This window comes from Kamptonema formosum PCC 10802, from assembly GCF_000332335.1.
GTDB lineage: Bacteria > Cyanobacteriota > Cyanobacteriia > Cyanobacteriales > Oscillatoriaceae > Oscillatoria.
In genome coordinates this window covers 5,330,540-5,357,338 of record NZ_KB235948.1, presented here as the reverse complement: position 1 = coordinate 5,357,338, position 26,799 = coordinate 5,330,540, and the positions used below count along the sequence as shown (strand labels likewise).

Genomic DNA, 26,799 nt, shown 5'->3' with positions numbered 1-26,799 from the left:
GGGAATACCGTGGATCTATCTCGAAAGAGGTTGTATGCCGAAATTCGTGTCGAAGAGTGAGCCAACTGACCCAAGGTTAAGGCATGTGCTGTGGGGCGACAGAGCTGTCGAGTACAGTGCCCAGCCGGATAGCCGGTTAGTTGTGATGGACCTGGGAGTTGAGCCAGACGCCCAGACTTCTCAGTTGAATCAGCAAAGGCAAATCAGCGCTTCGGTGGTGATGGGCGCAGTCGGGGGGGTGCCGGCGCAGCAGAACTTTACCCCATCGGAAACAGACTGCAATCCGAGTGTATTGTTATGGAATCGCCAAGAAAAGACCGGCGACCGGCTAGTGGTTCACCACCTGAAGGATGACGGACAGGGGCGCTTGAGCTTTTTGCGGGCAATCGTGAGCTTGAAAGGGGAAGCAGGCGATGTCCCCACAGAGGCTGGGTGCGGCCAAAGCGCTGTCCCGCACCAGACAGCGAAGGATGGCATTGAGGTGGCGAACACTCCTGAATGCATTTCCCAGCGCTCGCAGCCACCTCAAATTCCGGCTGATCTCTCCCCTGAGCCATCGGCGCGGACTGCAATTAGCGTCGGGGTTGCAATTAATCTGCTGGCGATAGCGGTGGGAGGCTATTTGCTCCAGTTTTCCACATCCGCTCAGCACACCGACATTGCCAGTACGGCGCTAGAGCAGCATCAAGCAAAAGAAGCCGGGCCGGCAATCGAGGCGGAAGCTCAGCAAGTGTTGCAACAAGCCTACAACCGGGCTTCCAGCAAAGATTTTGCCGGGGCGCTGGATTCTCTGAAACAGATTCCTGAAGGTACGTCCGCCCATAAAGTCGCTCGCTTGAAGATTGTTGAGTACGGGGAAAAACAGCGCCTCCAGCTTGAGGGAGAAGCTCAGCAACTGTTGCAAACCGCTTACAGCCGGGCGGAGGTGAAAGATTTTGCCGGCGCTGTGAGCTATCTGCAAAAGATTCCCAAGGAAACTGCAGTCTACACTAAGGTTCAAGGCAAGCTGGTTGAGTATAAAGAAAAGCAGCGCCTGAAGGCTGGACAGGAATTGGCCGCACCGGCAGTGCCGGCGGCTGGGAGTGCTGCCTCAACCGGGACGCCCGATCCGCAGCCGGCACCCTCTACCCTTGTGGAAATTAGCAGCCGTGCCGGTATGTCCCAGACTGTTTCTCCGGCTGCCGGCGGCGAGGAGTCTCGGTCTTAACTCAGGTTGCGTTTTCCTGCGAAGAGGACTTTCGCATTTGCGCTCCCCACATCTGGGTGGGGCGCGGGAACTTCCCTCTCTCTTGTGAGGTGTAGAGGGAGCTTTCAAAGGCTGGCATGAATAGCTCTCCCCATTGGAGTCGTGTCAGCTTTTTTCTTTCACCGATAGAGTCTGTTTTTTGCTATTAATATTTCCCCGATTGCGGGTACAATTGAGCGGCATTTTTTTTTATAAACTGCCGCCGTGAATGAGCGCCAAGACAAGAACCTGAGAGAGAAGTTTTCAATTTTTGATGGGATATAGCAGTATGCACTTAGGTTAGAATATTAGACCTTCAGGGGGGCGTCCCGCCTGCCCTACGTCTATATAGCAGTAAGCATTTAGGAAACCTACATTCCGGCCTCCCTTGCTCCAGAGCTCCCGAAGCTTCTATTGTTCTAACCAATATGACTGCTGCTATAAAAATTGAGAGAGATTATATTTTTTCAGACAAATCAGGCGCTTCACTCACACCCCATTATATCAATTGTGTTGGATTACTTTTTATTAAAAAAGAGGGGGCAGGTTTTAGGTTTCAGGAAGGTCTGGGAGTTCGGGGGTGGTTTAGGGGGAGAGGGACACCCCACTTGGCGCTACACCGAAGCCCCCACTCTTTCACCTAACACCTGACACCGAATTATAGTGTAAGTAATTAACCGAATATCATAGCATTATTCCCGTTCCGGAAAAAGAAGTGGTGGGCTGAAAGATAGGGAAAGTCCTGGGTTAGTTAAGTGTGAGCAACTGGCGTTTCTCAGCCTGAGGACTGCCGGCGAAAAAATCTCTGTCCCTTACTATTAGCCAGCAGTTTTTCGCCCATTAGCTTGTCTTGCCGGCGGGAGTCGATCCCGGGAGGAGCGAATGCAACCCCCCTCCTGCCGGCATGAGAGCTGACCGCTTGACGCCCTCGGGCTGAAGGTGCACGCCTGTCCTGTCGGGATAGGGCTTTGCCCCACATTTAAGTTAACCCTCTAGTCAACTCGATATCCAAAATGGTAGAAATAAGGGTGTAGCCCCGCATGGGGTCAGCCCTACACCCCTGTCGGGACAGCCGGGGAGCGCCAAATCCCAGAGTTTTCTCAAGGACGACCGGATGGCCAAAACCTGCAACAAGAGGGGCATCACGTTAACCGCCGCAACGCCAGCGACTTATGGGGGAAATTGTTCAAGGAAAAGTTTGCGCTAAGCACGAGACAGCAGCCTCACTCACATTAGCGGTGCCAATTGCTACGCTTGAGTCCCTGTTGGTCAGGCGCAAGGCGAGCCCAATGGGCCTGACATTCGCGGGCGCTGGCCGGCTCGAGGGGACAGCAGAAAGCGGAATTTTTGAATTCATCTAACCTGGGTTCGAGTCAGTCCTGCCGAACAGTTTCAGGCTAGTGCGGGCAATTAAAAGGGTTTACCTGCCAGCACTTTCGGTGGCGTAACGCCCTAACTTTTAGTTGCCAGGATTGAGAGACTGCCTTTATAATGGAAGAGTGAATTTGATTCAAGACTTTTAAGGGAAGCGTCTTAAAAAGCAGAGATTAAAAGTCTAGGCCCCTAAGTTTGTAAAGGGAAATCCTTTGATTGAATCACAGTGCGCGCGAGACAGAGCGCCCCGCCCCGCTCCGTTTTTATCGCGACGCCGTGGTAGTTCATTTGTTGGCGGAGGGCAAGCGCGTGCAGAAATTAAAGTGCGGGATTTTCAGATGATCTGGTGTGGGAAGTGGTTGTATGTCGAAATTCATGTCGAATTCTCCATTCGGGACGTTACTGGACGGACTTTACAAAATTGTCCGGGTTATAAGCGCCGCGAACCCGGGCAGAACGAGCCTAGCCTTGGACACACAGGTTCCCGGCGATCCCGAGAGCCTTGTTAAACTGCAGAAGCTTCCTGATAGAGCTTCTGGCAGCTTGCAAACAGCTAGGCGTAAGCTCACCAGCGAAACAGAAACTGTGACAACACTGAGCGACCGGGAGGAGATTCCCAAGATGCTAGCCTGTTTTGATAAGTACCAAGCGTACCAGGGGCGAGAATTGATGGAAGGAACTCCGCTAAGTGCGGAACTGATTCCTGGCAAACCCTGGACAGAAGAGCGGGTTGTCCATCTGCTGCGAAAAGTTTTGAAGATTCTGGAATTGGCTCACCAGCAGGGGGCAGTTCACGGCCATCTCAAGCCGGACAAAATCATCCGGCGCACCTGTGACGGCAGCTTAGTTGTGATTGACTTTGGCAGCGTCGGGACAGAGACTCTGGAGTCCGGAGAATCTTTTGACTGTGCCACCGACATTTTGGGCGCGCCCACCCCTTCAACTGGTGCCAGCCAGCCAGTTGGGGGCAGGCCCAGTCCGGAGGGTGATATTTGGGCGCTGTCCCTGATTGGCATGCAAGCGCTGACGGCGCTCAGTGCCGATCAATTAACAGCAGAACTGGAAAAAAACCGTTGGGAGCAGCTCGTGCCGGCCTCCGCCAGTGCTCGGCTGGTTGCTATACTCAATAATATGGTGCATCAATATGACACAAATCACTCCCAATCTGCAACTGAGGTTCTGCAAGCCCTCGAAGAGCTTGCGGGTACCGAGGAATCGACTTTTCTGCAGGTCAGCGCCGGACACCCTGCGGCCAGTCAAGAGACTCACCAGTCCGGCAGCCCGGAAGTGCAGCCCCAGGGCAGTCCGGAGTTAGAACCGGCAGAACTCGAACTCTTACCTTTACTGAGCAGTTCAGCAGAAGCGCCCAGCGCTGAGGAGGCAGCACCGGCCCTGTCTCAGACAGATCGCCCCAGTGCTTCGAGATCCCTCAGCCGAGTGGTGGCACTGATTGGAATTGTCATCGGTATGGCCGGCAATGCTGCGGCTGTAGCGTTTGCAATGTACAATCTGGTGCTGGCTCCTCCCCTAGATCCGGGGAAAGATACGTTTGTGCTGGCCAAAGAACAATATCAGGAGGGAAACTACCAGCAAGCAGTCGCTCTGGCCAAATCAGTTCCCACATACAGTTCTGCCTATTATGACGCTCGCGACTCTATCAAGGAGTGGCAGCGGAACTGGCTGCAAGCCGGCGAGCGAGTCAAGGTGGTTGAAAAAGCTTTTAAGGAGAGCCGGTGGCTGGATGTCTTTAACGAAGCTGAGCGGGTTCCGAAAATTTCTTACTGGCAGAAGAAGATAGATCCATTTATCCGAAAAGCGGCACCCAAAAGCAAGGGGGAAGTCCAGAAATCCCTGAAACAAGCTAGCTACGAGGTCGCGAGGGGAGATTTTAGCCTGGGCCTGAGGGTTCTCCAAAATATCCCCAAAGGAGTGCCAGACTATCCCAAGGTGGAAGCCAAAATTGCTGAGTACAGCAAAAAGCGCCACCTCAAGATGGAGGCGAACGCTAGTCAACTTTTGCAAACGGCCTCTAAGAGGGCCGCCGGGAAAGATTTTGCCGGCGCGATCAGGTTGATCAAAAAGATTCCCAAGGGGACTTCAGCTTACGAGCAGGGGCAAGCCAAGCTAGTTGACTACACCCAAAAGCGGCGCGTCAGTGCTGACCAATTGTTGCAACAAGCCTACAGCCAGGCGAATGCCGGCAATTTTGCCGCTGCCCTGAAATTGCTGCAACAGATTCCGGAAGGGACAACCGCCTACATCAAGGCGAAATCCAAGCGGGTTGAGTATACCAACCAGCTGCGAAACCAGACTCAAATTAAGAGCGCTGTCCCTGCGGCGATCTCTGCGGATGACAGGCACGTTGACCTCCGGCAACAGCCCCATCTGACAGCGGCCACACCGGCACCGGATCTGTTCAGCAGCAGTGCCGGCGTTCCGGCGGTTTCTCCAAACACCTGCACGGTGAGCAGTGCGCCAAGTCTCACCCCGCCTGACCCAGAAGTAGAAGAATTTCAGGAAGAATTTAAGATTCTGCCTGTTATCTTAATGGTCTGATGTGAGGGCGGGAAGTGACTCTGGCAGTGGACATCGAGCCTCGGGCGCAGGGCACAGGGCGCAAGGCATGGGGCATCGGGCATGGGGCACTGGTTTTGCTGCCCTGTGCCCAGTTTTCAGTTCCGCCCTTGCGGTTAGTTTGGCCAGAAGCGATCGGATATTGGGACTGTAAACCCAGTGGCCGGTCCAAGGGCGGAGGTGGCTGTCCCCGCACCGGCAGCAAATCGATACACTACAGGGCGTCGGGATTCTCTAAACTTCGCGCCAGCTTGGGATCGCACGCCTAAAAAATCTCACTCAATTAGCCTGTGATTGCAATTTAGCTGGAGAAAATAGCTTGATATCTAGCTCATATACTATTAAATTGCTTTAAATGTCTCCAGGTAAGTTCGCTAGCGGAAAGCGGGACGATATTTCACTATCTAAATTAGATGTATCAGTATTGACCGGGGGCAGTTTTAAATTTGTGAGATTCTGCCAAAATAGGATTGACATCAAACCAGCGCCCTCGCTCGTCCCGGTATTCAAACACGCGCATATTGCGCAGCAAGATTTGATATTCTGTCTCGTTGCTGACCGTTTTGTCGGCGGCGATTTGACGCAGTAACTCCCACTGCTCATCGTCAATAGCTCGCGCCAGCTCATGGCAGCGCTCCCGAATCACAGTTTCCAGGCACTGACGCGGGATGGGTGGATTTTCTTTCTGGAGACAGCGATAGATTAGCCCCAGCAAGTAGCGGACATAACCGCCACTAATCCGGCAGAGCCGGTCTAGGGTTTCAGGACTGTCAAACACCTCTGTAATTAAACTCAGCCGCTGCTCTGGGGGAGCCTCAGGAAAAGCTCTCACTAGCACCGCTTGTCGCAGCAGCGCCATTCCCTCTTCGCAGTGCGTGCCATCTCGCCGGCGCACCGGCACCATTGGCAATACCTGGGGCTCGGCACCAAATTTGCCGGTGAGTTTTCCCAACTCATTCGAGTAAACCAATGTCAGGGGAACGGTGTAAACGACGTGGCAGTTTAGTTTGCGCAACTGCTCCCCACGATCGACAAAAAGATATTCTGGCTGGAGGCGTCCGTTTGGCAGGCGTCGGTTCTCCACTCTGTCCAGGTCATCTACGATCGTCACCAGTCCTTTTTTGCCCAGTCGCTTCAACTCCACCGCTGCCGGTTCCAGCAGTTCTTGGTTGATGCTTTTCAAAATCGAATTGGTGCGAGGTTCCAAGTACATCCTCAACCGCCAAACAAGATCCAAAGTATCTTTGCTTCTAGGAGCAATTTTACCACTTCCGCCAAATAGCGAAGATCCGACAGCCCCCTCAGCGCCGGTGTGCGGCAGCAACTGCTCTGTCTGGTTTTTCAGCAGCGCTCCCATTTCGCCGGCTTCCAGGTCGCTTTTTATCTTGTTGAGGCTTTCGCTCACCTGACGGGCAACCATCAGCAAAATATCACTGAGATCCACATCCCCCAGATTCAAATACCGCGTCGCCTTGCAATAAACCACGTGAAATCCCCGCTCCTCCAACTCCGCCTTCAGTCGGGTCAGTTCTATGGACTTTCCGGAACCGGCAGGTGCGGCAAACAGCTGGCAGGTTGGTTCATCCGGTGATGCCTGCGTGATGGTTCCCTTCAATTCCTCAACCAGCTGGCGACCTCGCACCGGGGAAAAATCGATATAGTAAGGGTTCTCAGGATCGTTTTTCTGGAGCAGGCTCTGGCTGGGGTTGCATGCTTTGTAAAATCTCCGCAAATCTAGTTTCATTAGAATTTCCTGAAAGAAATGGCTCCCCGCATCTCTTCCTTCTGTCACTCTCAGGTTGCTTCCGCCAGAAGCTATCTCTGTCGCGTGGCAGATATCTAAAATTGTTAACTTTTGTAAGATGGGAGCAATCATCTCCCATCCTTGGAGCCTGATGCCATGCAAACGTATGACGCTATTATCATAGGAGCCGGTCACAACGGGCTCGTGTGTGCCGCTTACCTGCTCAAAGCTGGGTACAGCGTGCTGCTGCTGGAAAAGCGTTCTGTCCCCGGGGGTGCGGCAACCACCGAGGAAGCTATGCCTGAGGAAGCACCCGGTTTTAAGTTCAACCTCTGCGCTATTGACCACGAATTTATACACTTGGGGCCGGTGGTGGAGGAATTAGAGCTGACCAAGTACGGATTGGAATATCTGTACTGCGATCCTGTGGTGTTTTGCCCGCATCCGGATGGCAAATACTTTTTAGCTCACCGCTCTGTTGAGGCGACTTGTGCCGAAATTGCCCGCTACAGCGAGCGCGACGCCCGCAAATACCGCGAATACACGGATTTCTGGCAGCGGGCGATTGGCGCTATGATTCCCATGTTCAACGCGCCGCCAAAATCAGTGGTAGATATCGCTGGCAACTACGACATTAAAAAGCTGAAAGATTTATTCTCGGTCATCGGTTCCCCCGACAAGACGCTGGACTTTTTCCGCACGATGCTCACCAGCGCTGAGGATCTGCTCAGCGAGTGGTTTGATGAGGAGTTTATCAAAGCGCCACTCGCCAGACTGGCGTCAGAACTCGGTGCGCCTCCCTCGCAAAAAAACCTGGCAATTGGTGCGATTATGATGGCGATGCGCCACAATCCGGGTATGGCCAGACCCCGAGGCGGCACCGGCGCGCTGACTGAGGCGCTGCTCAATTTGGTGCAAAGCTCGGGCGGTGCGGTCCTCACTGAGCAAACGGTTGAGAAAGTCTTGGTGGATGACGGGCGAGCTGCCGGCGTGCGGGTCAGGGGCGGCACGGAATACCGGGCGACGCGGGGCGTTATCTCTAATATTGACGCCAAACGGCTGTTTTTGCACTTGATGGACGCCAGCGATGCCGACGCCGCCGATCCGGATTTGCGAGAGCGGCTCGAGCGCCGGATTGTCAACAATAATGACAGCCTCCTGAAGATAGATTTGGCGCTTTCTGAACCGCTGCGCTTCCCGCACCACAACCATCAGGATAAGTACCTGATCGGTTCTGTTCTGATTGCGGATTCGGTGAGGCAAATTGAACTGGCTCACTCTGAGCCTATTTTGGGGAAGATTCCAGATTCTGACCCTTCGATGTATGTGGTGATGCCGACTGCGCTCGATTCTTCGATGGCTCCCCAGGGCAAGCACACGCTCTGGATTGAGTTTTTTGCGCCCTATGAGGTTGCCGGTGCGGAGGGGACTGGGCTGAATGGCACCGGCTGGACGGATGAATTGAAGAACAAAGTTGCAGATCGCTGTATTGACAAGCTGGCAGAATATGCGCCGAATATCAAGAACGCTATAATAGCCCGCCGCGTGGAAAGCCCAGCTGAACTGTCAGCGCGTCTGGGTTCTTTCAAGGGAAACCACTACCACATCGACATGACGCTCGAGCAGATGATTTTCTTGCGCCCTCTGCCGGAGTTGGCTAATTACAAAACCCCCATTGAGGGTCTGTTCCTCACCGGCGCGGGAACCCATCCGGGCGGTTCGATTTCCGGAATGCCGGGACGCAACTGCGCTCGCGTTTTCTTGCACGCGCAGCAGCCCATTGCCCAGACGCTGAAGGATGCGCAGAAGTCTCTCAAATCAACGGTAGAATCTGTATTCCGAATTCTCTAGGCTGCCGGCAATCACTGTTTCTCTCGTTTCTCTAGGGAATAAGAGATTGGCTCGGAGGGAGCGCTTGTCCGACATAGAGCGCCTCAATAACCTTCGTGTAAATTTCAGACCCCCGGTTTCTTAAAGAAACCGGGAGTCTGGGCCCCCAGCAGTTGCGCAAATCATTTAGACTCGCTATAGCGGTTCTCAGTTGAATGAACTCCAGCCCAGATACCCGGAAGAGGGCAGTCGTGCCACAACGCCCCTACGAAACTGGGGTTCTCAGTCCCTCACTAATATGAGAAACACTAGAGAATTTTGGCCATTAAAAAGCCCCTTGATGTCTGGATTTTCAATCCAAAATCCCAAATCTAAAATCAAAAATTTCTATAACAAGTCCCAAACAGCCCGAAACGATATTATAGCAGTAGGCACTTAGGTTAGTACATTTCTGCCTCTTTTGCACCCCCGCACCCGAAGCTCCTATTGTCCTAACCCATATTACTACTGAGATATAGACGTAGGGCAGGCGGGACGCCTGCCCTGAAGGTTTAATGTCCTAATCTAAGTGGCTACTGCTATACTGCCGGCACTTGCGAGAAGTAGAGCCTCCTACATCTCGTTTTGGGGGGGCGCAATTGCCCCCGCTCCTACTAGCTGGGAGCGAGAAAATTTTTGGGTCTGCTGAATGGTTTTAAGGAGTTCCTCAGCGACTTGCTGGCTCTTCCAATAGCTCATGTGGGCGCTGCCGCCGTTGACTAAGGCTAGAAATGTTTCGCTTACGAATTGCGCAGCCCATTTTAATAATCCGCCGCCGCTGGTGAGTGTGTCTTGAATGTCGAGGTATTGTTTATTTCCATCTAGCAAATTGGGGATGACGGTCGCCAGAGGGTAGGCGATGGGATCGCCAGGGTGAGCGAAGTTCCGCCACGGTAGCTTTCTGTTCCCGTTTGCGTAAAAAAGGCTCTGCAGTAGCTTCTCCAAGCCCAGAGTAATATCGTGGGTGAATATTTCCTTTATTTTATCATCTGTCAATTCCTCACCAGAATCTTTCTGTATCCGCCTGACGTTGATGAGATTGGCGATAGCGATAGGCGATCCCATCGTGTGAATGCTGGCGATACGAATGCCATAATTTGGCGTGGGAGCGACGCCGAATATCATACTGCGAATGGCTCGCACGCTCTCATAGCCGGGGATTTTTGGATCATCCCACCGGCCCGCAAATAGGATATCAAAGAGGATGACTGTCCCCCAACTGTGAGTGACCAGGTGCAGGCGGTCTTGTTCTGGGTTACATCCTTTCAAGAATGTCTCAGCTTGCTCTCTGAGCTTCTCTACAACATCGGAACCGATATAGCGGCTGATGTAGAGAGCGGCATCGCCGGTGAACGGCAGGATTTGCTTTTGACGGAACTCTTTGAACCAGAATTTATTCCAATCTGGCGAGGCAGAAAACCAATCTAGCAGTTGCCGCTCTGCACCCAACATCACGTCATACCAGTGGAGGCTCTCCATTTTTAGAGTCAGGCTCAAATCCTTATTGCCGCCTTCGATTAGTGCGATCAAGTTCGAGGCGAAGGTGGACTGTTGCGGATTCGGACGGGTGCTGTAGGTGAAAAAGTCCCCCTGTGGACGGGTGTTGACGCCGTGCACAAACAGAATGTAGTCAGTAGCCATTGCTGCTCCTCGCCGATTTCAGTATTTTTTCGGCACTTAATCCTTTAATTGCTGGTATCGTGCGCAAATTCCGCAGGTTTTATGTTAAGAGATGCAAAGGGAGCGGGCAGGCGGGGAGAGCGGGATCGCAGGGTGTGGGAACTGGGAAGGGAGGTGGCGGAGTGCGGCGAAAAGAGCGACCGGCGCGGGAACCGATCCGGACGTTTCGATTTCCGGAATGCCTGGACGCAACTGCCCTCGCGTGTTCTCCCACGCGCAGGAGCCGGTCGCTCAGACGCGCTCACGATGCTCAGAACTCTCTGATACGAATTTTGGATTTTAGATTTTGGATTTTGGATTAAAAACCCGGACGTAAAGGGGGTTTTATAGCAGTATGCACTTAGGTTAGAACATTAAACTTTCAGGGGGGGCGGGACGCCTGCCCTACGTCTATATAGCAGTAAGCATTTAGGAAAGCTACATTCCGGCCTCCCTTGCTCCCCCGCTCCCGAAGCTTCTATTCTTCTAACCAATATGACTGCTGCTATGTCTATAAAAATACTATAGCTTCAACAATATTTTGAGGTAAAAGTTTGCTTCTATTGATTGCAGTAAAATTCAGGATTTTTCATTCTTTAATTTTCCTAATTATGGGGTCTAGATAATGCCCACGAAATTGCATTTATTAGTTGCTTAAAGGCCGCATTTAACACTGGATTTTAAGATTTCTTAAAGCTCTGGGCCGCGAAACCGGGTTCCTGCCCTTTGGCAACTTAAATATAAACGCTATAGCGCCCTTTATAGCACTAAGCTGTTAGGCTAATAATGCTACTTGTTGGAGACAGGAGGCAGAGCCTAAGCGAGCAGCGTTCCCAGGCAGATCCTGGGAACGAGGGGAATTCCTATATCTGCGTCCATCCTTGAACTTTAGCGGTTGAAATTACCAGCTGTTGCCAAGGGACGAGAAACCTGCGATTCCTTAGAAGAAGGGGCCTGCTGAATGGTCTTGAAGATTTCCTCTGCTACTTGCGGGCTGTACCAATAGCTGTCGTGGGCGCTCAGGCCGTTTATCAGCAAGGCTAGCGGTGTGTCGGACACCAGTTGGGCTGCCAATTGTGACCATCCGCTACCGCTGACGATCTTGTCTTCAATATGGAGGAATTTGCTCTGGCCATCTAGCAGATTGGGGAGGACAGGAACTAGAGGGTAGGCTATGGGGTCGCCCGGGTGAGCGTAGTTCTTCCAGAACAGCGGTTGTTGGCAAGCGTTATAAAGATTCTCGAGCAGACCTCTCAAGTTTTTAGTAATGTCGTGGGTGAACTGTGGCGGGCTGTCAGGATATTTTTGCTTCTCTACGCCCTTGATGTTCATCAGGTTGATGAGAGCAAGGGGCGAGCCCATCGTGTGAATGCTGGCGATGCGAATGCCATTTGTGGGATTGGGTTTCACCCCAAATAGCATGTTGCGAATGTCTCGTACATCCTGAGATCCGGGAATTTCTGTGTCATCCCACCGGCCTGCAAATAGGATATCAAAAAGGATGACTGTTCCCCAACTGTGAGTGACTAGATGCAGGCGGTCTTGTTCTGGATTGTAATGGTTATCGAATAAAATTTCTGCCTGGTTTTTTAGTTTTCTGACGACCTCCGAACCGATATAGCGGCTGGTATAAAGAACCGCATCGCCGGCGAACGGCAAGATTACTGCTTTGCGGAAGTCTTTAAACCAGAACTTATCCCAATCTCGCGATTGCTGGAAACTCTCTAGGAGATTGTTCTCGGCGCTCAGCATCACCTCATACCAATCTAGGGACTTCATTTTCAGTTCATTTGGGGGGGCTGTCAACTTATCCTGGCATTCCTGGATGAGTTCCATCAGTTTGCCTGCAAAGTTGGGCTTTTTATCATTTTTGGGGCGGGTATTAACACCGTGTATAAATAGAACGTAGTCAGTAGCCATAGGGACAGCCTATCAATTTCAGTCGTTTTCTGTATGCTTCTCCTTATATATAGAACCCGCACCTGTAACTTATGCAGTCTGCAGGTTAAGACATGAAAAGGAGAGCTGTCCTGTGGCGGGCCCGCCGCTGGGGTGAGGTGCTTCCGGGAGGCTGATGTCCAACTCAGCTCCTGTTCCCCTCAGTGGGCCACCAGCTGTTCCGCATGAGGGCGCAGAACGCCCCTCCCCGCTCGCCCTCAATACCTCACCGAACTCAGGTGCGTCGCCGGCAAGTGCCGGTGGCAGCTTGCGTCCTGTCAAATCTGTTAAAATACTCACGATTGGCGCTGGCAGAGTTTCGTCCGCTTTGTCCAACAAACTCCATATCTTGTTAAGCTCTTCCCTCGCGCCCAGCCATTCCTGTAAGATGCCGGTGCCGGCGACGTTTCCTTCGGTTGGTATGAGTAATGTGCGTGACAAATAGCTTTTCTACATATAGCAATAGACAGTCAGTTTAATACAAGGCATCTCACTTGTTAGTAGAGACAGGGACAGGCGAGACGCCTGTCCTACGTCCGTGCCCTAAGTGGGCAAACGGCTACCCTTCCTTTCCAGAAGCGGTCTTACCGCACTCTAGCCTTGGGAAAGCCGCCCCGCACCGGCTGCCGCAAGGGACGCCCGAGCGGGAAGCCGCCCTTCACGGCCTGTACCGGACTCTGCAAGCAGTAGACCTTTACGCTTGCCAAGACTCTAACAAAGTCATCCTTTCTACAGATGAACCGATTGGCTGCAAAATGGTGAACTGAACTTAGAGTTACCGATTCTCGAACCATGACAGACCGGGTTTTGATTCTTGGGGGGCGAGGGCGGATTGGCAGCAGTGTCGCGCAAGACCTGGCCACCCACACGCAGGCGCAGATTACCATCACCGGCAGGAGTCCAGCGACTGGGGCGGAGGCGATGCCAGCTCCCGGAGTCCAGTATCTGGCTTTGGATTTGGCGGATAAGAAGGCGCTGCGCCAGGCGATAGCTTCTTCTAACCTGGTCGTCCACTGTGCGGGCCCATTTCACCACCGCGATGCCAGCGTTCTGGAGACTTGCATTAAGCTTGGCGTCAACTATGCCGATGTCAGCGACAGTCGTGGCTTTACTCGCAGAGCTCTGGCCCTCGGCGACGCGGCCAAAGCTGCCGGTGTGACGGCGATTGTCAACACCGGCATTTTTCCGGGGGTTTCTAACAGCTTGGTGCGCCAAGGCGTGGAACAGCTTTCTGAGGCGGAACGCATTCACCTGACTTATGTGGTGGCGGGTTCTGGCGGTGCCGGCGTGACGGTGATGCGCACGACTTTTCTGGGTTTGCAAGAGCCGTTTGACGTTTGGGTGGATGGGAAGTGGCAGCAAGTTACGCCCTACAGCGAGCGGGAAACGGTTGAGTTTCCGCCGCCTTATGGCAAAACCGGCGTCTACTGGTTTGATATGCCAGAATCCATGACGCTGCCTGAATCTTTTCCCGTCAAAACGGTGATTACAAAATTCGGCACGCTTCCGGATTTTTACAATCACATGACCTGGATGGTCGCTAACTGGTGGCCGAAAAGCTGGCTGAAGAATGAGGGCGTTATTGAGTTTTTATCCGCCGTCAGCTACCGGATGACGGCTGTTACGAATCTGTTCACCGGCACTGGGGTGGCGGTTCGCGCTGAAGTTGCCGGTCGCAAGGATGGCAAACCGGCCTGTTTTGTGTCGTCCGCCGTACATGAAAGCGCTGCAGTTGCCACCGGCATTGGCACCGGCACGATTGCCGAACTGCTGCTTTCTGGCCAGTTGAAGCAGCCCGGAGTGTGGCCGGTGGAGCGGGCGCTGCCAACTGATTTGTTTGAACAGATCATGCAAAGTCGGAGCGTGAAGATTCAGCAGCAGTGGCTGTAGCTGCGTTTGATGACAGATATATCGCGTTTTTCATATTAGTGAGATGCTGAGAAACCCGGTTTCTTTAAGAAACCGGGTTTCTGGCGCGGTTGGGCGCTCCTAGAGGGAACGCACCCTACAGCTAGAAATGTCTGGAAAAACCAGAAAATATTTATAACCCCGCCCCACAGGGTTGAGGGGGAATGCCCGCATAAAGCAGATAATTTTTATAAAACCGCCCCGGCGAACAACAGGATTTTTAGCCCCAAAATCTATAATTTTTTGGAAAATTTTGCCCGCTGCGAGCCGGCAGCCGGCCAAATTCGGTTTCCGGACTGCTGCCCCCGACGGGAGTTCGATCGCTTTAATCTACCTTTCGATGGAGGTAGCTGCTCTTTACCGGCGCGTAAGATGCTTGTTATATCTACCAAGCACAAATTCCCAAAAAGCAAGGAGACAATTTACATGCAGCGTATTTTATCATCTCTGGGACAAACCTTGCGCAAGAGCTTTTTGATTCTCTCTCTAGCGCTCTCTCTAGGGAGTTTAATCAGCCTGTCAGGTTTATTCCTTTTCTCCGCTCAGCCCGGGTATGCAGCGACCGCCGCTGACCGTCAGCCCGACCGGACGGAAATAGTCGCCCCCACCTACCCCGACCGGCAGCCTGAAAATCGCCAAGAGGCTTACGAAGAGGCAGTAGAAGACGCTGAGAGCCTTCAAAGTATGCAGCAGGCTTACCGAGAGAATTTAGAAGAATACAGAGAAGCCAATCCAGAGCCGAGCTTATTAGAAAAAGTGGGGCAAGCCATTGAAAATTTGACCGCTAACGACTAAACTTTATTCAGAAACCTGGTTTCTTTCTCCCTTGCAATGGGAAGTAGCCGGCGAGATCGCACCGGGATCAGCACTAAAGGGTTCAGTACAAACATTTTCTCTTCCCCCGGTTTGCACTGAGGACTAAAGTCCTCACACCCCACTTTTAAATAAGCACTTTAGCGCTTACTGCAAATCGGGCGGCAGATTTTCCCAGATCCCTACCCATTTTCAGGAACTTCTGCTAGCTTAAAAAGGGAAAATCCTTTAAAAAAAGTAAAGCCTGTATGAAACTGCCTTCTGGGCCACAGACGCTACCCTTGATACAGCAACTCCAGTGGATTGCTTCCCCCCTGGAGTACCTGGAGACATCGGCAAAAGCGCACGGTGACACCTTCACAGCCAGGTTGGGACCCTTTGAATTTGTCATGTTGAGTGACCCGCGGGCAATTCAAGAGCTTTTTACCGCAGATCCCAAGCTGTTTGCCTCCGGTGAGGTAAACGGGATTTTGCGACCTCTGGTGGGAGATCAGTCAGTGATTTTGTTGGATGGCTTTCGCCACCAGCGCCAGCGCCAGCTGCTGACGCCGCCCTTTCACGGCGAGCGCATGCGGGCTTACGGCAATCTCATCTGCGACATCACTCTGGCAGTGATTTCCCAGCGGAGTGCCGGCAAACCCTTCCCAGTCCGTTCCGCCACCCAAGAAATCACCCTGCGGGTTATCTTAGACGCTGTATTTGGCATGCACGAGGGCGAGCGTTTTGAGCAACTGCGCTCACTTCTCACTTCCATGCTTGATTCTATCAGCTCTCCCTGGAGTTCCGCCCTGCTATTTTTGCCCTGGCTGCAGCGGGATTTAGGTGCTTGGAGTCCCTGGGGGCGCTTCCTCCGCCAGCAGCAGCAAATTGACAATCTCATCTACGCTGAAATTCAGCAGCGCCGGGAACAGCCAGATCCCTCTCGCACTGATATTCTCTCTTTGCTGATGTCTGCAGTAGATGCAGAGGGTCAGCCGATGACAGATCGGGAGTTGCGCGACGAGTTGATCACTCTGCTTGTTGCCGGTCACGAAACTACTGCGTCTGCTCTCACTTGGGCGCTGTACTGGATTCACACTCTCCCGGATGTGCGCGAGAAGCTTCTGAGTGAATTAGATTCTCTCGGCGGTGATCTAGACCCAAATGCAGTGGCTAAACTTCCCTATCTCAATGCGGTTTGCTCGGAAACCCTGCGCATTTACCCTGTGGCGATGCTGACTTTCCCCCGGAAAGTGAAAGCGCCGGTAAAAATTGGGGGCTGGGAGTTTGAGCCTGGTGCGGTGGTAATTGGCAATATTTACATGACTCACCATCGGGAGGATATCTATCCGGAACCGAAGCGTTTCAAGCCTGAGCGCTTTCTGGAAAAGCAATTCTCTCCTTATGAATATTTGCCGTTTGGCGGCGGGAACCGGCGCTGCATTGGCATGGCTTTTGCTCTGTTTGAAATGAAGCTGGCACTGGCTACAATTGTGTCGCGCTATGAAATGGCGATGGCTGACAGCCGCCCAGTTAAGCCGGTGCGCCGTGGTTTGACTTTAGCGGCACCGGCAAGTATGGCGATGGCGATCGCGGGTGAGCGCCAGCCGCAAGTTAAGACGACTTTGGTGCCGGTTTGATAGAAACCGGGTTTCTGGAAGAAACCCGGTTTCTACGCTTTCACTTTTTGCAGCAATCAACCCCAAAACGCCAAGGCAGATATAATTTGCCTTCTTACGTTTAACTTGTCTGAAGCTTCACCTCCCGAATCGAGCAATCCAGCAATTCCATCGGGTGCGCCAGAGGAATCTCCTTCCCTTGCAGCTGCAGGTGCTTCTTAATTTGCAGCGAGCACCCCGGATTGGGCGACGCAATCAAATCCGCACCCGTATTGAGCAGATTCTCAACTTTTTGCCGGCCCAGCTCATCCGCAACTTCTGGCTGCATCATATTATACACCCCCGCACTGCCGCAGCACACTGCAGCATCCACCGGCTCCCGCAGCTTCACCCCCGGAATTTGCCGCAGCAGCTGGCGCGGTTGCAGGCTAATCTTCTGCCCGTGCAACAGGTGACAGGCATCCTGATACACGACCTTCAACTCTCCATCCGTCAGCGGCGAAAGTTTTGCCGTCAAACCGATTTCGCACAGGAACTCTTGCGCATCTCTCACCTTGCCTGAAAATTCCTCTGCTTTTTCCCGATATTTCCGGTCATCTTGCAGGATGTGACCGTATTCCTTCAGCGTGTGCCCGCAACCGGCAGCATTTATAATGATAGCATCAACGCCCGTATCTTCAAAGCTGTCAATCATCTGCCGCGCCAGAGCTTGAGCCTGTTCTTCTTGCCCTTGGTGCGCCGGCAGCGCCGCACAGCAGCCCTGGGTTTTCGGAATCACCACCTCACAGCCATTCGCCGTTAAAACCCGCACCGTCGCTTCATTCACCGGCGAGAAAAACAGACGCTGCACGCACCCGATAATCACCCCCACCCGATAGCGCTTTTCCCCTTGCGCTGGAATCACTTCCGGTAAAGGCTCATGAAACGTGTCGGGCGTCACTTCTGGCAGGATGGAGTCCATCGCCGCCAAGCGGGGGAATGCTTTTTTCAGCAAGCCGGTGGAGCGCACAACCTTCTGCAACCCCAATTTCTGATATAAAAATAGAGGAGCCAGCAAAGGGCGCAGCCGGCTGGGATAGGGGAACAGATTAAAAATCAGGGCGCGAATCAGCCGGTCTGGCAGAGAGCGCTCATAATTTCGCTCAACTTGCGGGCGAGTCGCCCCTATTAGCTTATCATACTGCACCCCAGACGGGCAAGCCGTCACGCAGGCGAGACACCCCAAGCAAGAATCAAAATGCGGCACTGTGGCGTTGCCGAGTTCAGCCTCACCCTCATTAATCGCGTCCATCAGATAGATCCGCCCTCTCGGCGAATCCATCTCCTTGCCAATCACCCGATAGCTCGGACAAGTAGACAGACAGAACCCGCAGTGAACGCAAGTATCAATCAGTTTTGGCTCCGGAGGGTGCTTGACATCAAACCCGCTGAGATTTTCCGGCTCTGGGTTGGTTGCAGGATTTTCTATAGTTTGCATCAGATTCAACAGAGGTGATTTTTACCGCAGAAGTACAAGGATAAACGCCGATACCCTCTTTTATTATACCCGCATTGATCTCGTTCCCTGGCTCTGCCAGGGAATGCAGATGGAGGCGGCTCTGCCGCCCCGACAATTGCCGGTTGATCGTTTCAGCGTGGGGAGTGGGAGACTGGAGGCAGAGCCTCCTGCTGTGCGTTCCCAGGCGGAGCCTGGGAACGAGGCTAATTAAATCCCCCCCACAAAACGACCGGAACTCAAAATATTCTCGGGGTCAAATTGCCGCTTAATCCGCCGCATTAAATCAAGTGCATTGCCTGTGTAACCCCAGACATCCAGCTGTTGCTTGACCGAAACCGGCGCTTGTAACACTGTCAGAAATCCGCCTTTTTCTTGGCAGGCAGACCGCATTTTTAACACGCGCTCTGTGAGGTTTTCACCGGCAAACCGCAACACCCCCAGTCCGCTTCCCGCGTGGATCGCACCGGCACCCGACGGGGATAAAAGAGCCAAGAGCTGGCTGAGAGCACCGGCAGCTAAGCTCGGTCTGACTCCTATTTTGCAAAGAATGGCTGGCTCTGCTGCCGGTGCGTCCAGCTGCTCTCTCAATTTTTGCCACAGCTGCGCCTCACCATCGCCCAAACAGGTGGAGCCTTCCAGCCCCAGCGCTTGGCCAACTTCCAGCAGCCTTGCTGACTGTTCTTGGACACTTTCCGGGATGCTCTGGAAGCGGACGAGCAAGCCGGTGTCCGGTTTCCCGAGGCAGGAAGCCACCAGTTGGGGAGAGAGCAGCTCAACGGCGGTGGGAGTGAGAGCGGAGCCTAGCAGGGTTTGAGCGGCGCGGGCGATGGCGTCAGGAGTGCCGGTGAGCGCTACGGTTTGCGACGCCGCCGGCAGCGGATAAACGCGAAAAGTGACTTGACAGATAATCCCAAGTGTGCCGTAGGAGCCGGTGAACAGTTTCATCAGGTCGTAACCGGCAACATTTTTGACGACGCGCCCGCCGGCTTTGGCAATCTGGCCATCGGAGCGGACGAAGGAAAAGCCGATCAGCTGGTCGCGGACGCCGCCGTAGCGGTGGCGCAGGAAGCCGGAATCGCCGGTGGCCACAATGCCGCCCAGGGTGGCCATTTGGGGGAACGCCGGGTCGAGGGCGAGGAATTGACCGAGGCTGGCTAAAATTTGTTGCAGGTGGGCAAATTTCATCCCCGCTTCCGCCGTGACGGTTAAATCGCCGGCGGCGTGGTCGATGAGCTGGTTGAGGCGCTCGGTGCTGACAGCGAAGCGGGCACCGCCTGCAAGGCCGCCCCAGCTGAGCTTGCTGCCGCTGCCGCAGGGCAAGACGCCCCAGCGGTTGCGGTGAGCTAGGGCGATGATTTCGGCAAGTTCCGCCTGGGTGTTGGGTTTGGCGGTGCAGTCAATCTGGGTGTTTGGGGTGAGGGTTTGAGCGAGTGCGTTCGCCAGAGGCGCTTCTAGCTGTGCGCGGGACACGACGCCTGCCGCACCGGCGATGCTTTCGAGTTGGGGGGCGAGGGGAGTTTGAGTGACCAAGGTGATAATCTCTGTCTTGACAGTAGAAGGGGGGAGGGGGAGAGGGGGAGAAAGATTTTTATCTTGATTGTGCCGGTGAGGGTCGCAGTTAAAAGCATTTTAGGGGAAGTGCGGGCGTGCGAGCCACTAGCCGCGCAAGAGTTGCCCAAAAGGCAGCGCAGAGGCCGAGCAGGCGAGCGCAGTTACCGGCTATACAGGTTTAATCGGGTTGAGACGGGTAAGATTTCTGACACCATAAAGAATAAAAGGGCTAGCCTGATATTCGTTTTGGAGCGATCGCCGCACATCAAGCCCGGGGGAGATGAAAAATTTCCGTGCGGCTGTGCGGCTGCCGGTGCGTCTGGGCTGCCGTCCTACCGCCACGCTGCTGGGGGTTAAGGGTTGGGGCTCAGTCACTCCATAAAAGTTAGCAGCAGCGATCCGCAGTGCCGGCTTGTGATTGGCCGATATTAGCCGAGCCTTGCTTGGAGCTGCTGTCCCCACCAACCAACAGCGAGAGATCGCAGTTCTGTTTCACAATCGCACATGATGTCCACTCCCATCCGCAGTTTGATTGTTGAGGATTCGCCAGAAGACGCCGAGCTGATGATAGGCGAACTGCGCCGGTGCCGGTGCGGTCCCGACTGGGTGCGCCTCGAACCCGAGGCGGACTTGCCGGCTCTGCTAGGTGGGAGTTGCGAGGCGATTGAAGCCGAGTGCGAGATGCCGCAATTTGACGGCTCTGATGCGCCAATGCAGCTTTTATGCCAATTTTGGATTTGGGATTTGGGATTTTGGATTGAGAAAGGCGGCTGTAAAGGCTTTCCAGCCCCTGGAAAAAATACTATCTGTCCTAAGTTGGTATTGCAGGAGAGCCGCGAAGACATTCCCTCGATGGGCCTCACCGGCAGCAGGAACGCCGAAGTTGCGGTAGAGTGCGTGAAGCGGGGTGCTGCTGACTGCCTGCCAAAAGACCGGCTGGCGCAACTCGGGCCCGCAGTCGCGCCAGCGCTGCGAGCGAAACAACTGCGTGACGAAAAGCGTTCCGCACTCGCCCAAGTGCGAGAAACTGCCGCCTGCTTCCGACAGCTAGCTGACAGCGCCCCAGAGATTATTTATGGCGATCGCCTGACTCCCACTCGCGGCAAAGAGTACATCAGCGAGCGCGGTACAAGCGCTCGCGGGCCACACGCCGGTGGAGGACTGCGCCGATTCCAATTTGGATTGGAAGATTGCGCCTAGCCGATCGCCGGCGGCTTTTGCAGGAGTGGTGCAGTCGGGAGATCTCGATCGGGGTGCTTGTTTTGCGCTGGATAGATAAAAACGGGAGGGTGATCTGGATGGAAAACCGCAGCGTGCCGGTGCGCGACCTCGCCGGCAATACGATCGCCGTTGAGGGCTCTGCCCGCGACATCACAAGGCTCACGCAAGGGGAGGAGGCGTTACCAAAGGCGTATGACGAACTAGAAATCAGAGTTGCGGAGCGAACCGCTGAGCTGAGGCGGGTGAAGGAGCAGCTATTGCTCGAGATGGCCCGCCGGCAGCAGGCGCAGGAGGCCCTCCGCCAGCGCAAAACCCAACTCCAGACGCTTTATCAAGTGGCCGGTGCCCTCAGCCGAGGGGCACCGATTGAGGAGATTTACGAAGCCGCACTCAGCGGTTTGCAGGACTCTCTGGGGGTTTCTGGTGCCGGCATTTTGCTGGTTGAGGATGATGGCGTCGGGCGCTTCCAACAGTGGCGCGGGCTTTCCGACCGGTGTCGCAAGGCTGTTGAAGATTATTTTCTGGCCAGGGTTGGTGCTCGGAACCCGCAATCCCTGCTGATCTCTGATGTGGGAGCGCAGATATCTTTGGAGCCTCTGCGGGCGGTCCTGCTGCAGGAGGGGATTCGAGCTGTCGGGTTCTTTCCCCTGGTCTTTCAAGGCCGGCTGCTGGGAAACTTTGCGCTTTTTTACAGCACAGTCTGCGAGTTTTGTCAAGAAGAAGTGCAGCTGGCTGAAACTGTCGCTAGCCAGATGGCTTTTGCGGTTGAGCGGGCCGGCGCAGCCCTTGTGGCGGCGCGAGCGGAGCGAGAGAGAAGATCGGAAGCGCAAGGATTCCGCAGAATTTTTGAGCGCTCCCCGATTGGGATGGCTCTCGCTGACGCGGACTTCCGCCTGTTGAAGGTGAATCGGGCGTTCTGCGAGATGTTGGGTTACACGGAGTCAGAACTGGCGGCGCTGAGTGTTGCGGATATCACTCATCCGGAAGACATGTCAGCGGAAATGCCCTTTCTGGAGCAGGTGCTTCAGGGGGAGACTGACAGCTTTCAGTTGGAGAAGCGTTACATTACCAAGAACCGAGAAATTCTGTGGGTGAATCTTTCTTTGATGGCGATCCGCAACCGGGCGGGGGAGATCCTGTATATTTTGGGTGTGGTGGAAGACATCACGCACCGGGTAGAGGCGCAGTTGGCGCTGCGCTCTAGCGAGGAGCGCTTCCGCCAGCTGGCGGAAAATATCCATCAGGTTTTCTGGATCAGATCGGCGGATAGCAAGCAGCTGCTTTACGTCAGTCCCGCTTACAAGGAAATTTGGGGTCGCAGCTTCGAGAGTTTGTACGAGGAGCCGCTTTCTTGGCTGGAGGCGGTTTATCCTGAAGATCGGGAGGCTGTCAGAAATGCGGTCGAGCAACTGCCGCAGGGAGAGCCGGTTCAGAAAGAATATCGGATTGTGCTCCCCGATGGGTCAGTTCGCTGGATTGGCTCTCGCGCTTTTCCCGTTCGCAACGAGTCGGGTGAGATTTATCGAATTGCCGGCATTGCGGAGGATATCACTGAGCGCAAGCACTCAGACGCCGAACTGCGCAAGGCTTTGGAAACTGAAAAAGAGCTCAACGAACTCAAGTCCCGCTTTGTCTCGATGGTGTCTCACGAGTTCCGCAACCCGCTCTGCAGCATTATTATGTCTGTTGAATTGCTGGAAAATTTCGGCAGTCTGGCAACTGAGGAGAAAAAGCGCGACTATCTCCACCGGATTAAGGTAGCGGCTCGACAGATGACTGATTTGCTAGAAAATGTGCTGGTGATTGGCAGGGCGGAGGCGGGAAAACTGGAGTTCAACCCCGCGCCGGTGGATGTGGAAGCTTTCTGCCGCGATTTGCTGGAACAGATGCAATTGAGTGCCGGCTGCGGGCACAGTATCAGCTTTGTGAGTCAGAGTTTCGCTGCAGGGGTTCTGGAGGACAGAGAAGCGCTGAAGAGGACTTCTTCAAGCTCCCGCGCTCGGGGCGGGCACAAGGCCGGCTCCTACCCCTGCCACCGAGGGCAAAAGCTCCCTTGCCTGGATGAAAAACTGTTGCGCCACATTCTCGGCAATTTGCTCTCGAATGCTGTTAAGTATTCTCCCGAAGGAGGGACGGTGCGGCTGTCACTTTCCTGTGAGGGTGGTGAGGCTGTTTTTGAGATTGCGGATCAAGGGATTGGCATTCCTTCAGATGATTTGCCGCACCTTTTTGAGTCTTTCCACCGGGCTGCCAATGTCGGCAAAATTCCGGGGACGGGTTTGGGGCTGGCAATTGTCAAAAGGGCTGTGGATCTGCACGGCGGAGAAATCTCCGTGCGGTCGGAATTGGGTGCCGGCACGACCTTTAGTGTGAGGCTGCCGGTGGGGTGCCGCACAGTTGAGTGAGGTGAGAGCCGGTTGAAAGCGCTGCAGTTATTCAGCGGGCGACTGGAAGTCGCGGCTATACAAACAAAGCCCGCCTGCGCGGGCTTTTAATACCCCTCGTCCCTTGGCTCATTTGTGGGGGACGCCATTCGTTATTCACCGGGCGACTGGAAGTCGCGGCTATACAAACAAAGCCCGCCTGCGCGGGCTTAAATCTCGTTCCCAGCCTCAGGCTGGGAACGCCTTTCTAGAGGCTCTGCCTCTTAATCTCCCTCCATCTTTTACAAATTCAAACCCTCTATCTCATCCCGCACATTCCGCCGAGCCCTTCCCTCTAATTCCGCAAACATGCGCTCCGTATAATATATCCTCTCGCGCAGCAAAAACTTCTGCAACACGCGGATTCTCCCCTGCCGGTACTCTCCCTCAGACAGCCAGCAATACTCTCGCCGAATCCCTTCCGCATAAAACCGATATTCCCCCTCATCCGCCCCCAAGATAGCCAAATCCGCATCTAGAAGGATGTAGCTGTCAGTATCGCCCACCGGCGCTTCATGGCGCTTGGTATATAATATCATCTCAGCCCCCGCCTCTACCGTACCAGCCGGCACCCCTAAATCGATCAACACCGCTGCCGCATATTCAGCACTTCTCTCCTCATTATCTTGCGCCTTCGGGTCATAGATGCTATCATGGAACCAAGCCGCAAACTGTATTGCCGGCAAGTTTCGGGCGAGCGCTGACATCCCTTCAATTGTATTTAAAACGTGCTGAATATGCCCCAGCGTGTGATAAAACCGGCATTCGCTGCAATAGGCTGCTACCAATTCAAAGAAGACTTTCTTGCCGGCGCTTCTCTCAACCTGAAACTCCCGCAGCAAAGACTCCCATCTGGATTTTAGAGCCAATCCGTCTGCATAACCCCTCATTAACATATCACCCTCGCTATCACCCTCGTTCACCCTCGTTCCCAGCCTCAGGCTGGGAACGCTATTCTAGAGGCTCTGCCTCCTGATTGCTCAATAACCCTGGGAAAAGCCCCGATAAGCGCCCCCAAGTGACGCAAAATCGTTCACTCTCGTTCCGGGACTCCCCCTCACCCTCGTTCCCAGCCTCAGGCTGGGAACGCTATTCTAGAGGCTCTGCCTCACCGATTTTCAGAGGAAGGTAACACAATGGGACGCAGCCGCTATCACGTACTAGAAAACCATTCCCATTTTATCACCTGCACAGCAGTCAATTGGATGCCCCTGTTCGGCCAAGTTGAGCTAGCACAGATTGTCCTAGACTCGCTCTCCTTTCTGCAACGCCAGCACCGTCTGGCACTGTACGGTTATGTGATTCTGGAAAACCATCTCCACCTGCTCGCAGCGGCTGCAAATTTGTCAAAAGAAATCGGGAATTTTAAGTCTTTCACGGCGCGGTCTATCATTGACTTACTTAAAGCCAAACGGGCCAATCATATACTAGAACAGCTCAAGTTCTCTAAACTCCAACATAAAACCGACCAAGACTATCAGGTTTGGCAAGAAGGATTTCATCCGGAGGCTATCCTGAGTGAAGAAATGTTTAGACAAAAGTTGGATTATATTCACAATAATCCAGTCAGGCGCGGTTATGTAGACGAGCCGGCTCACTGGCGGTATTCCAGCTATCGCAATTACATCGGTCAGCCTGGGGTATTGCCGGTGGAATTGCTCGATTTGTGACGGGAGGCGGAGCCTCCCAATAGGCATTCCCAGGCGGAGCCTGGGAACGAGAGTTGGTCAGGGGAAGGAGGGGGGAGGCGGAGCCTGGGAACGAGAGTTGGTCAGGGGAAGGAGGGGGGAGGCGGAGCCTCCCAATAGGCATTCCCAGGCGGAGCCTGGGAACGAGGGTTGTTGACGGAGAGGGGGGGGGGAGGCGGAGCCTCCCAAACGAGGTAGCGTTTTAAAACAAAGTAACCTTTTAAAACACCTCCGCCCCCTCAATCTTCTTCGCCATCTTAGCGCGTGCGGCTTCCCCGCAGGTGCGCGGCGTGGGGAACATCTTCCCCGGATTTGCTAGCCCCTTAGGATTAAACACTTCCCGCACCCACTGCATGGTTTCTAAATCCGTCTCGCTGAACATATCGGGCATGTAGCACTTCTTGTCCGCCCCAATGCCGTGCTCCCCAGAAAGGCTTCCCCCAACTCGCACACAAAGCTTGAGAATTTCTCCGCCCAATTCTTCCACGACATGCAGCGCACCAGGAACTGAATTGTCGAAAAGAATCAGTGGGTGGAGATTGCCATCACCGGCATGGAACACATTCGCAATCCGGTAGCCGTACTTCTGCGACAGCGCCTCAATCTCTGTCAGCACATACGACAGCTGCGTGCGGGGAATTACCCCATCTTGTACGTAATAATCCGGACTCATGTGTCCGGCTGCGGCAAAGGCCGCTTTGCGCCCTTTCCACAGTTTCAGGCGGGTTTCTGGGTCGCTTGCTGTTGTGATGTTCCGCGCCCCATTCTTCTTGCAAATCTCGGCAACGCGCTGCTTGTTCGCGGCGACTTCCACTTCTAAGCCGTCGATTTCTACTAACAGTATAGCAGTCGCGTCGCGGGGATAGCAGCCGGTGGCGACAACATCTTCCACGGCGTTGATGCTGAGGTTGTCCATGATTTCCATGCCGCCGGGAATGATGCCGGCGCTGATGATGTCGGAAACGGAGGCACCGGCATCTTCAATGCTGGTAAAATCTGCCAGCAGCACGCAAATCGATTCCGGGGTCTTGAGAATGCGCAGGGTGATTTCTGTGGCGATGCCCAAGGTGCCTTCGGAACCGACAAACACGCCGGTGAGGTCATAGCCTGGCATTTCCGGAATCTCCGCGCCGGCATCTACAATTGAACCATCCGGCAGCACCAATTTTAACCCTAAAACGTGGTTGGTGGTGACGCCGTATTTCAGGCAGTGTACGCCGCCGGAATTTTCAGCGATGTTGCCGCCAATTGTGCAGACAATTTGGCTGGACGGATCGGGGGCGAAGTAGAAACCGGCACCGCTGACAGTTTGCGTCACCCAGTTATTTATCACCCCCGGTTGGACGACAGCGCGCTGATTTTCCAGGTCAACTTTGAGGATTTTCCGCATCAAGGCGGTGACCACCAGCACGCAGTCTTCCACCGGCAAGGCACCTCCCGACAGGCCGGTGCCGGCACCCCTAGCCACCCAGGGGATTTGGTTGCGGTCGCATATTTTCACGACTTCTGCCACTTCCTCGGTGGTGCGGGGGAGGACGACAACTGCCGGTCGCTGGCGGTAGCTGGGCAGTCCGTCGCACTCGTAGGTGAGCAACTCTTCTTTTCGCTGGACGACGCCGGTTTTCCCGACGGCGGCTTCAAATTGCTTAATAATTGGTTTCCAGTTGCGCTGCTGTTTTTCTGTGGCAATCATAGGTGGCTACCGGCAGGGACGAA

At 54.1% G+C, this 26,799-nt stretch carries 20 protein-coding genes; 12 read left to right on the top strand and 8 right to left on the bottom strand.

Annotation, left to right across the window (positions count from 1 at the left end):
- The first annotated feature begins 34 nt into the window (after positions 1-34).
- The 3 genes from OSC10802_RS0123525 (at position 35) to OSC10802_RS50845 (ending at position 5,442) form a co-directional block, all read left to right on the top strand.
- Positions 35-1,207, top strand: coding sequence for a hypothetical protein (locus OSC10802_RS0123525; protein ID WP_155968291.1), 1,173 nt, complete (start codon positions 35-37; stop codon positions 1,205-1,207).
- Positions 1,208-2,962: 1,755 nt separating this feature from the next.
- Positions 2,963-5,155 carry a protein kinase domain-containing protein gene (locus tag OSC10802_RS0123515; protein WP_155968289.1) on the top strand — a complete coding sequence of 731 codons (2,193 nt, stop codon included), beginning with the start codon at positions 2,963-2,965 and terminating at the stop codon, positions 5,153-5,155.
- A 14-nt stretch (positions 5,156-5,169) separates the two neighbouring features.
- The gene (locus OSC10802_RS50845) at positions 5,170-5,442 is read left to right on the top strand and encodes a hypothetical protein (protein WP_155968287.1); all 273 of its coding nucleotides are present in this window, start codon (positions 5,170-5,172) and stop codon (positions 5,440-5,442) included.
- A 149-nt stretch (positions 5,443-5,591) separates the two neighbouring features.
- On the opposite strand, the gene OSC10802_RS0123510 is transcribed toward OSC10802_RS50845, so the two are convergent.
- Positions 5,592-6,917 (bottom strand): P-loop NTPase family protein, encoded by a 1,326-nt coding sequence (locus tag OSC10802_RS0123510; protein ID WP_026098740.1) that lies wholly within the window; start codon positions 6,915-6,917, stop codon positions 5,592-5,594.
- Positions 6,918-7,073: 156 nt separating this feature from the next.
- Here OSC10802_RS0123510 and crtO point away from each other — a divergent pair, with 156 nt between their 5' ends.
- Positions 7,074-8,768: a beta-carotene ketolase CrtO gene (gene crtO / locus OSC10802_RS0123505; protein ID WP_017719220.1), complete on the top strand. Its 1,695-nt coding sequence runs from the start codon at positions 7,074-7,076 to the stop codon at positions 8,766-8,768.
- A 591-nt stretch (positions 8,769-9,359) separates the two neighbouring features.
- On the opposite strand, the gene OSC10802_RS0123495 is transcribed toward crtO, so the two are convergent.
- The 3 genes from OSC10802_RS0123495 to OSC10802_RS0123485 form a co-directional block, all read right to left on the bottom strand.
- Entirely contained in the window at positions 9,360-10,427 is a 1,068-nt protein-coding gene (locus tag OSC10802_RS0123495) for a hypothetical protein (protein ID WP_017719218.1), read from the bottom strand.
- Positions 10,428-11,333: 906 nt separating this feature from the next.
- Entirely contained in the window at positions 11,334-12,365 is a 1,032-nt protein-coding gene (locus OSC10802_RS0123490; RefSeq protein ID WP_017719217.1) for a hypothetical protein, read from the bottom strand.
- A gap of 69 nt (positions 12,366-12,434) precedes the next feature.
- Positions 12,435-12,824: a hypothetical protein gene (locus OSC10802_RS0123485; protein ID WP_017719216.1), complete on the bottom strand. Its 390-nt coding sequence runs from the start codon at positions 12,822-12,824 to the stop codon at positions 12,435-12,437.
- 53 nt (positions 12,825-12,877) lie between these two features.
- Here OSC10802_RS0123485 and OSC10802_RS50840 point away from each other — a divergent pair, with 53 nt between their 5' ends.
- The 4 genes from OSC10802_RS50840 to OSC10802_RS0123465 all read left to right on the top strand — a co-directional run bounded on the left by OSC10802_RS50840 (position 12,878) and on the right by OSC10802_RS0123465 (position 16,723).
- Positions 12,878-13,150: a hypothetical protein gene (locus OSC10802_RS50840; protein WP_155968285.1), complete on the top strand. Its 273-nt coding sequence runs from the start codon at positions 12,878-12,880 to the stop codon at positions 13,148-13,150.
- A 25-nt stretch (positions 13,151-13,175) separates the two neighbouring features.
- The gene (locus OSC10802_RS0123480; RefSeq protein ID WP_017719215.1) at positions 13,176-14,273 is read left to right on the top strand and encodes a saccharopine dehydrogenase family protein; all 1,098 of its coding nucleotides are present in this window, start codon (positions 13,176-13,178) and stop codon (positions 14,271-14,273) included.
- A gap of 444 nt (positions 14,274-14,717) precedes the next feature.
- Complete coding sequence (locus OSC10802_RS0123470; protein ID WP_017719213.1) at positions 14,718-15,086, top strand: hypothetical protein; 369 nt, start codon at positions 14,718-14,720, stop codon at positions 15,084-15,086.
- 266 nt (positions 15,087-15,352) lie between these two features.
- Positions 15,353-16,723, top strand: coding sequence for a cytochrome P450 (locus tag OSC10802_RS0123465; RefSeq protein WP_017719212.1), 1,371 nt, complete (start codon positions 15,353-15,355; stop codon positions 16,721-16,723).
- A gap of 100 nt (positions 16,724-16,823) precedes the next feature.
- On the opposite strand, the gene OSC10802_RS0123460 is transcribed toward OSC10802_RS0123465, so the two are convergent.
- Both OSC10802_RS0123460 and OSC10802_RS0123455 read right to left on the bottom strand, forming a co-directional pair.
- Complete coding sequence (locus OSC10802_RS0123460; protein ID WP_017719211.1) at positions 16,824-18,179, bottom strand: (Fe-S)-binding protein; 1,356 nt, start codon at positions 18,177-18,179, stop codon at positions 16,824-16,826.
- A 228-nt stretch (positions 18,180-18,407) separates the two neighbouring features.
- Positions 18,408-19,730 carry an FAD-binding oxidoreductase gene (locus tag OSC10802_RS0123455; RefSeq protein WP_017719210.1) on the bottom strand — a complete coding sequence of 441 codons (1,323 nt, stop codon included), beginning with the start codon at positions 19,728-19,730 and terminating at the stop codon, positions 18,408-18,410.
- Between OSC10802_RS0123455 and OSC10802_RS0123450 the strand changes: the two genes are divergently transcribed.
- From OSC10802_RS0123450 to OSC10802_RS44705, 3 genes are all read left to right on the top strand, one after another.
- Positions 19,719-20,108: a hypothetical protein gene (locus OSC10802_RS0123450; protein ID WP_155968283.1), complete on the top strand. Its 390-nt coding sequence runs from the start codon at positions 19,719-19,721 to the stop codon at positions 20,106-20,108. The two genes, OSC10802_RS0123455 and OSC10802_RS0123450, sit on opposite strands and share 12 nt — an antisense overlap.
- A gap of 147 nt (positions 20,109-20,255) precedes the next feature.
- On the top strand, positions 20,256-20,951 hold the full coding sequence (locus OSC10802_RS0123445; RefSeq protein ID WP_155968281.1) for a hypothetical protein: 696 nt from the start codon (positions 20,256-20,258) through the stop codon (positions 20,949-20,951).
- Between the two features lie 53 nt (positions 20,952-21,004).
- Positions 21,005-23,377, top strand: coding sequence for a PAS domain S-box protein (locus OSC10802_RS44705; RefSeq protein ID WP_255349200.1), 2,373 nt, complete (start codon positions 21,005-21,007; stop codon positions 23,375-23,377).
- 260 nt (positions 23,378-23,637) lie between these two features.
- Here the strand turns inward: OSC10802_RS44705 and OSC10802_RS0123435 are convergent, their stop codons facing one another.
- Positions 23,638-24,285: an HD domain-containing protein gene (locus OSC10802_RS0123435; protein WP_044171412.1), complete on the bottom strand. Its 648-nt coding sequence runs from the start codon at positions 24,283-24,285 to the stop codon at positions 23,638-23,640.
- A 246-nt stretch (positions 24,286-24,531) separates the two neighbouring features.
- On the opposite strand from OSC10802_RS0123435, the gene OSC10802_RS0123430 reads away from it, so the two are divergent.
- A complete protein-coding gene (locus tag OSC10802_RS0123430; protein ID WP_026098738.1) occupies positions 24,532-25,065 on the top strand; it encodes an REP-associated tyrosine transposase in 534 nt (177 codons plus the stop codon).
- A gap of 238 nt (positions 25,066-25,303) precedes the next feature.
- On the opposite strand, the gene glcD is transcribed toward OSC10802_RS0123430, so the two are convergent.
- The gene (glcD, locus tag OSC10802_RS0123425) at positions 25,304-26,776 is read right to left on the bottom strand and encodes a glycolate oxidase subunit GlcD (RefSeq protein WP_017719204.1); all 1,473 of its coding nucleotides are present in this window, start codon (positions 26,774-26,776) and stop codon (positions 25,304-25,306) included.
- Positions 26,777-26,799: the final 23 nt, after the last annotated feature.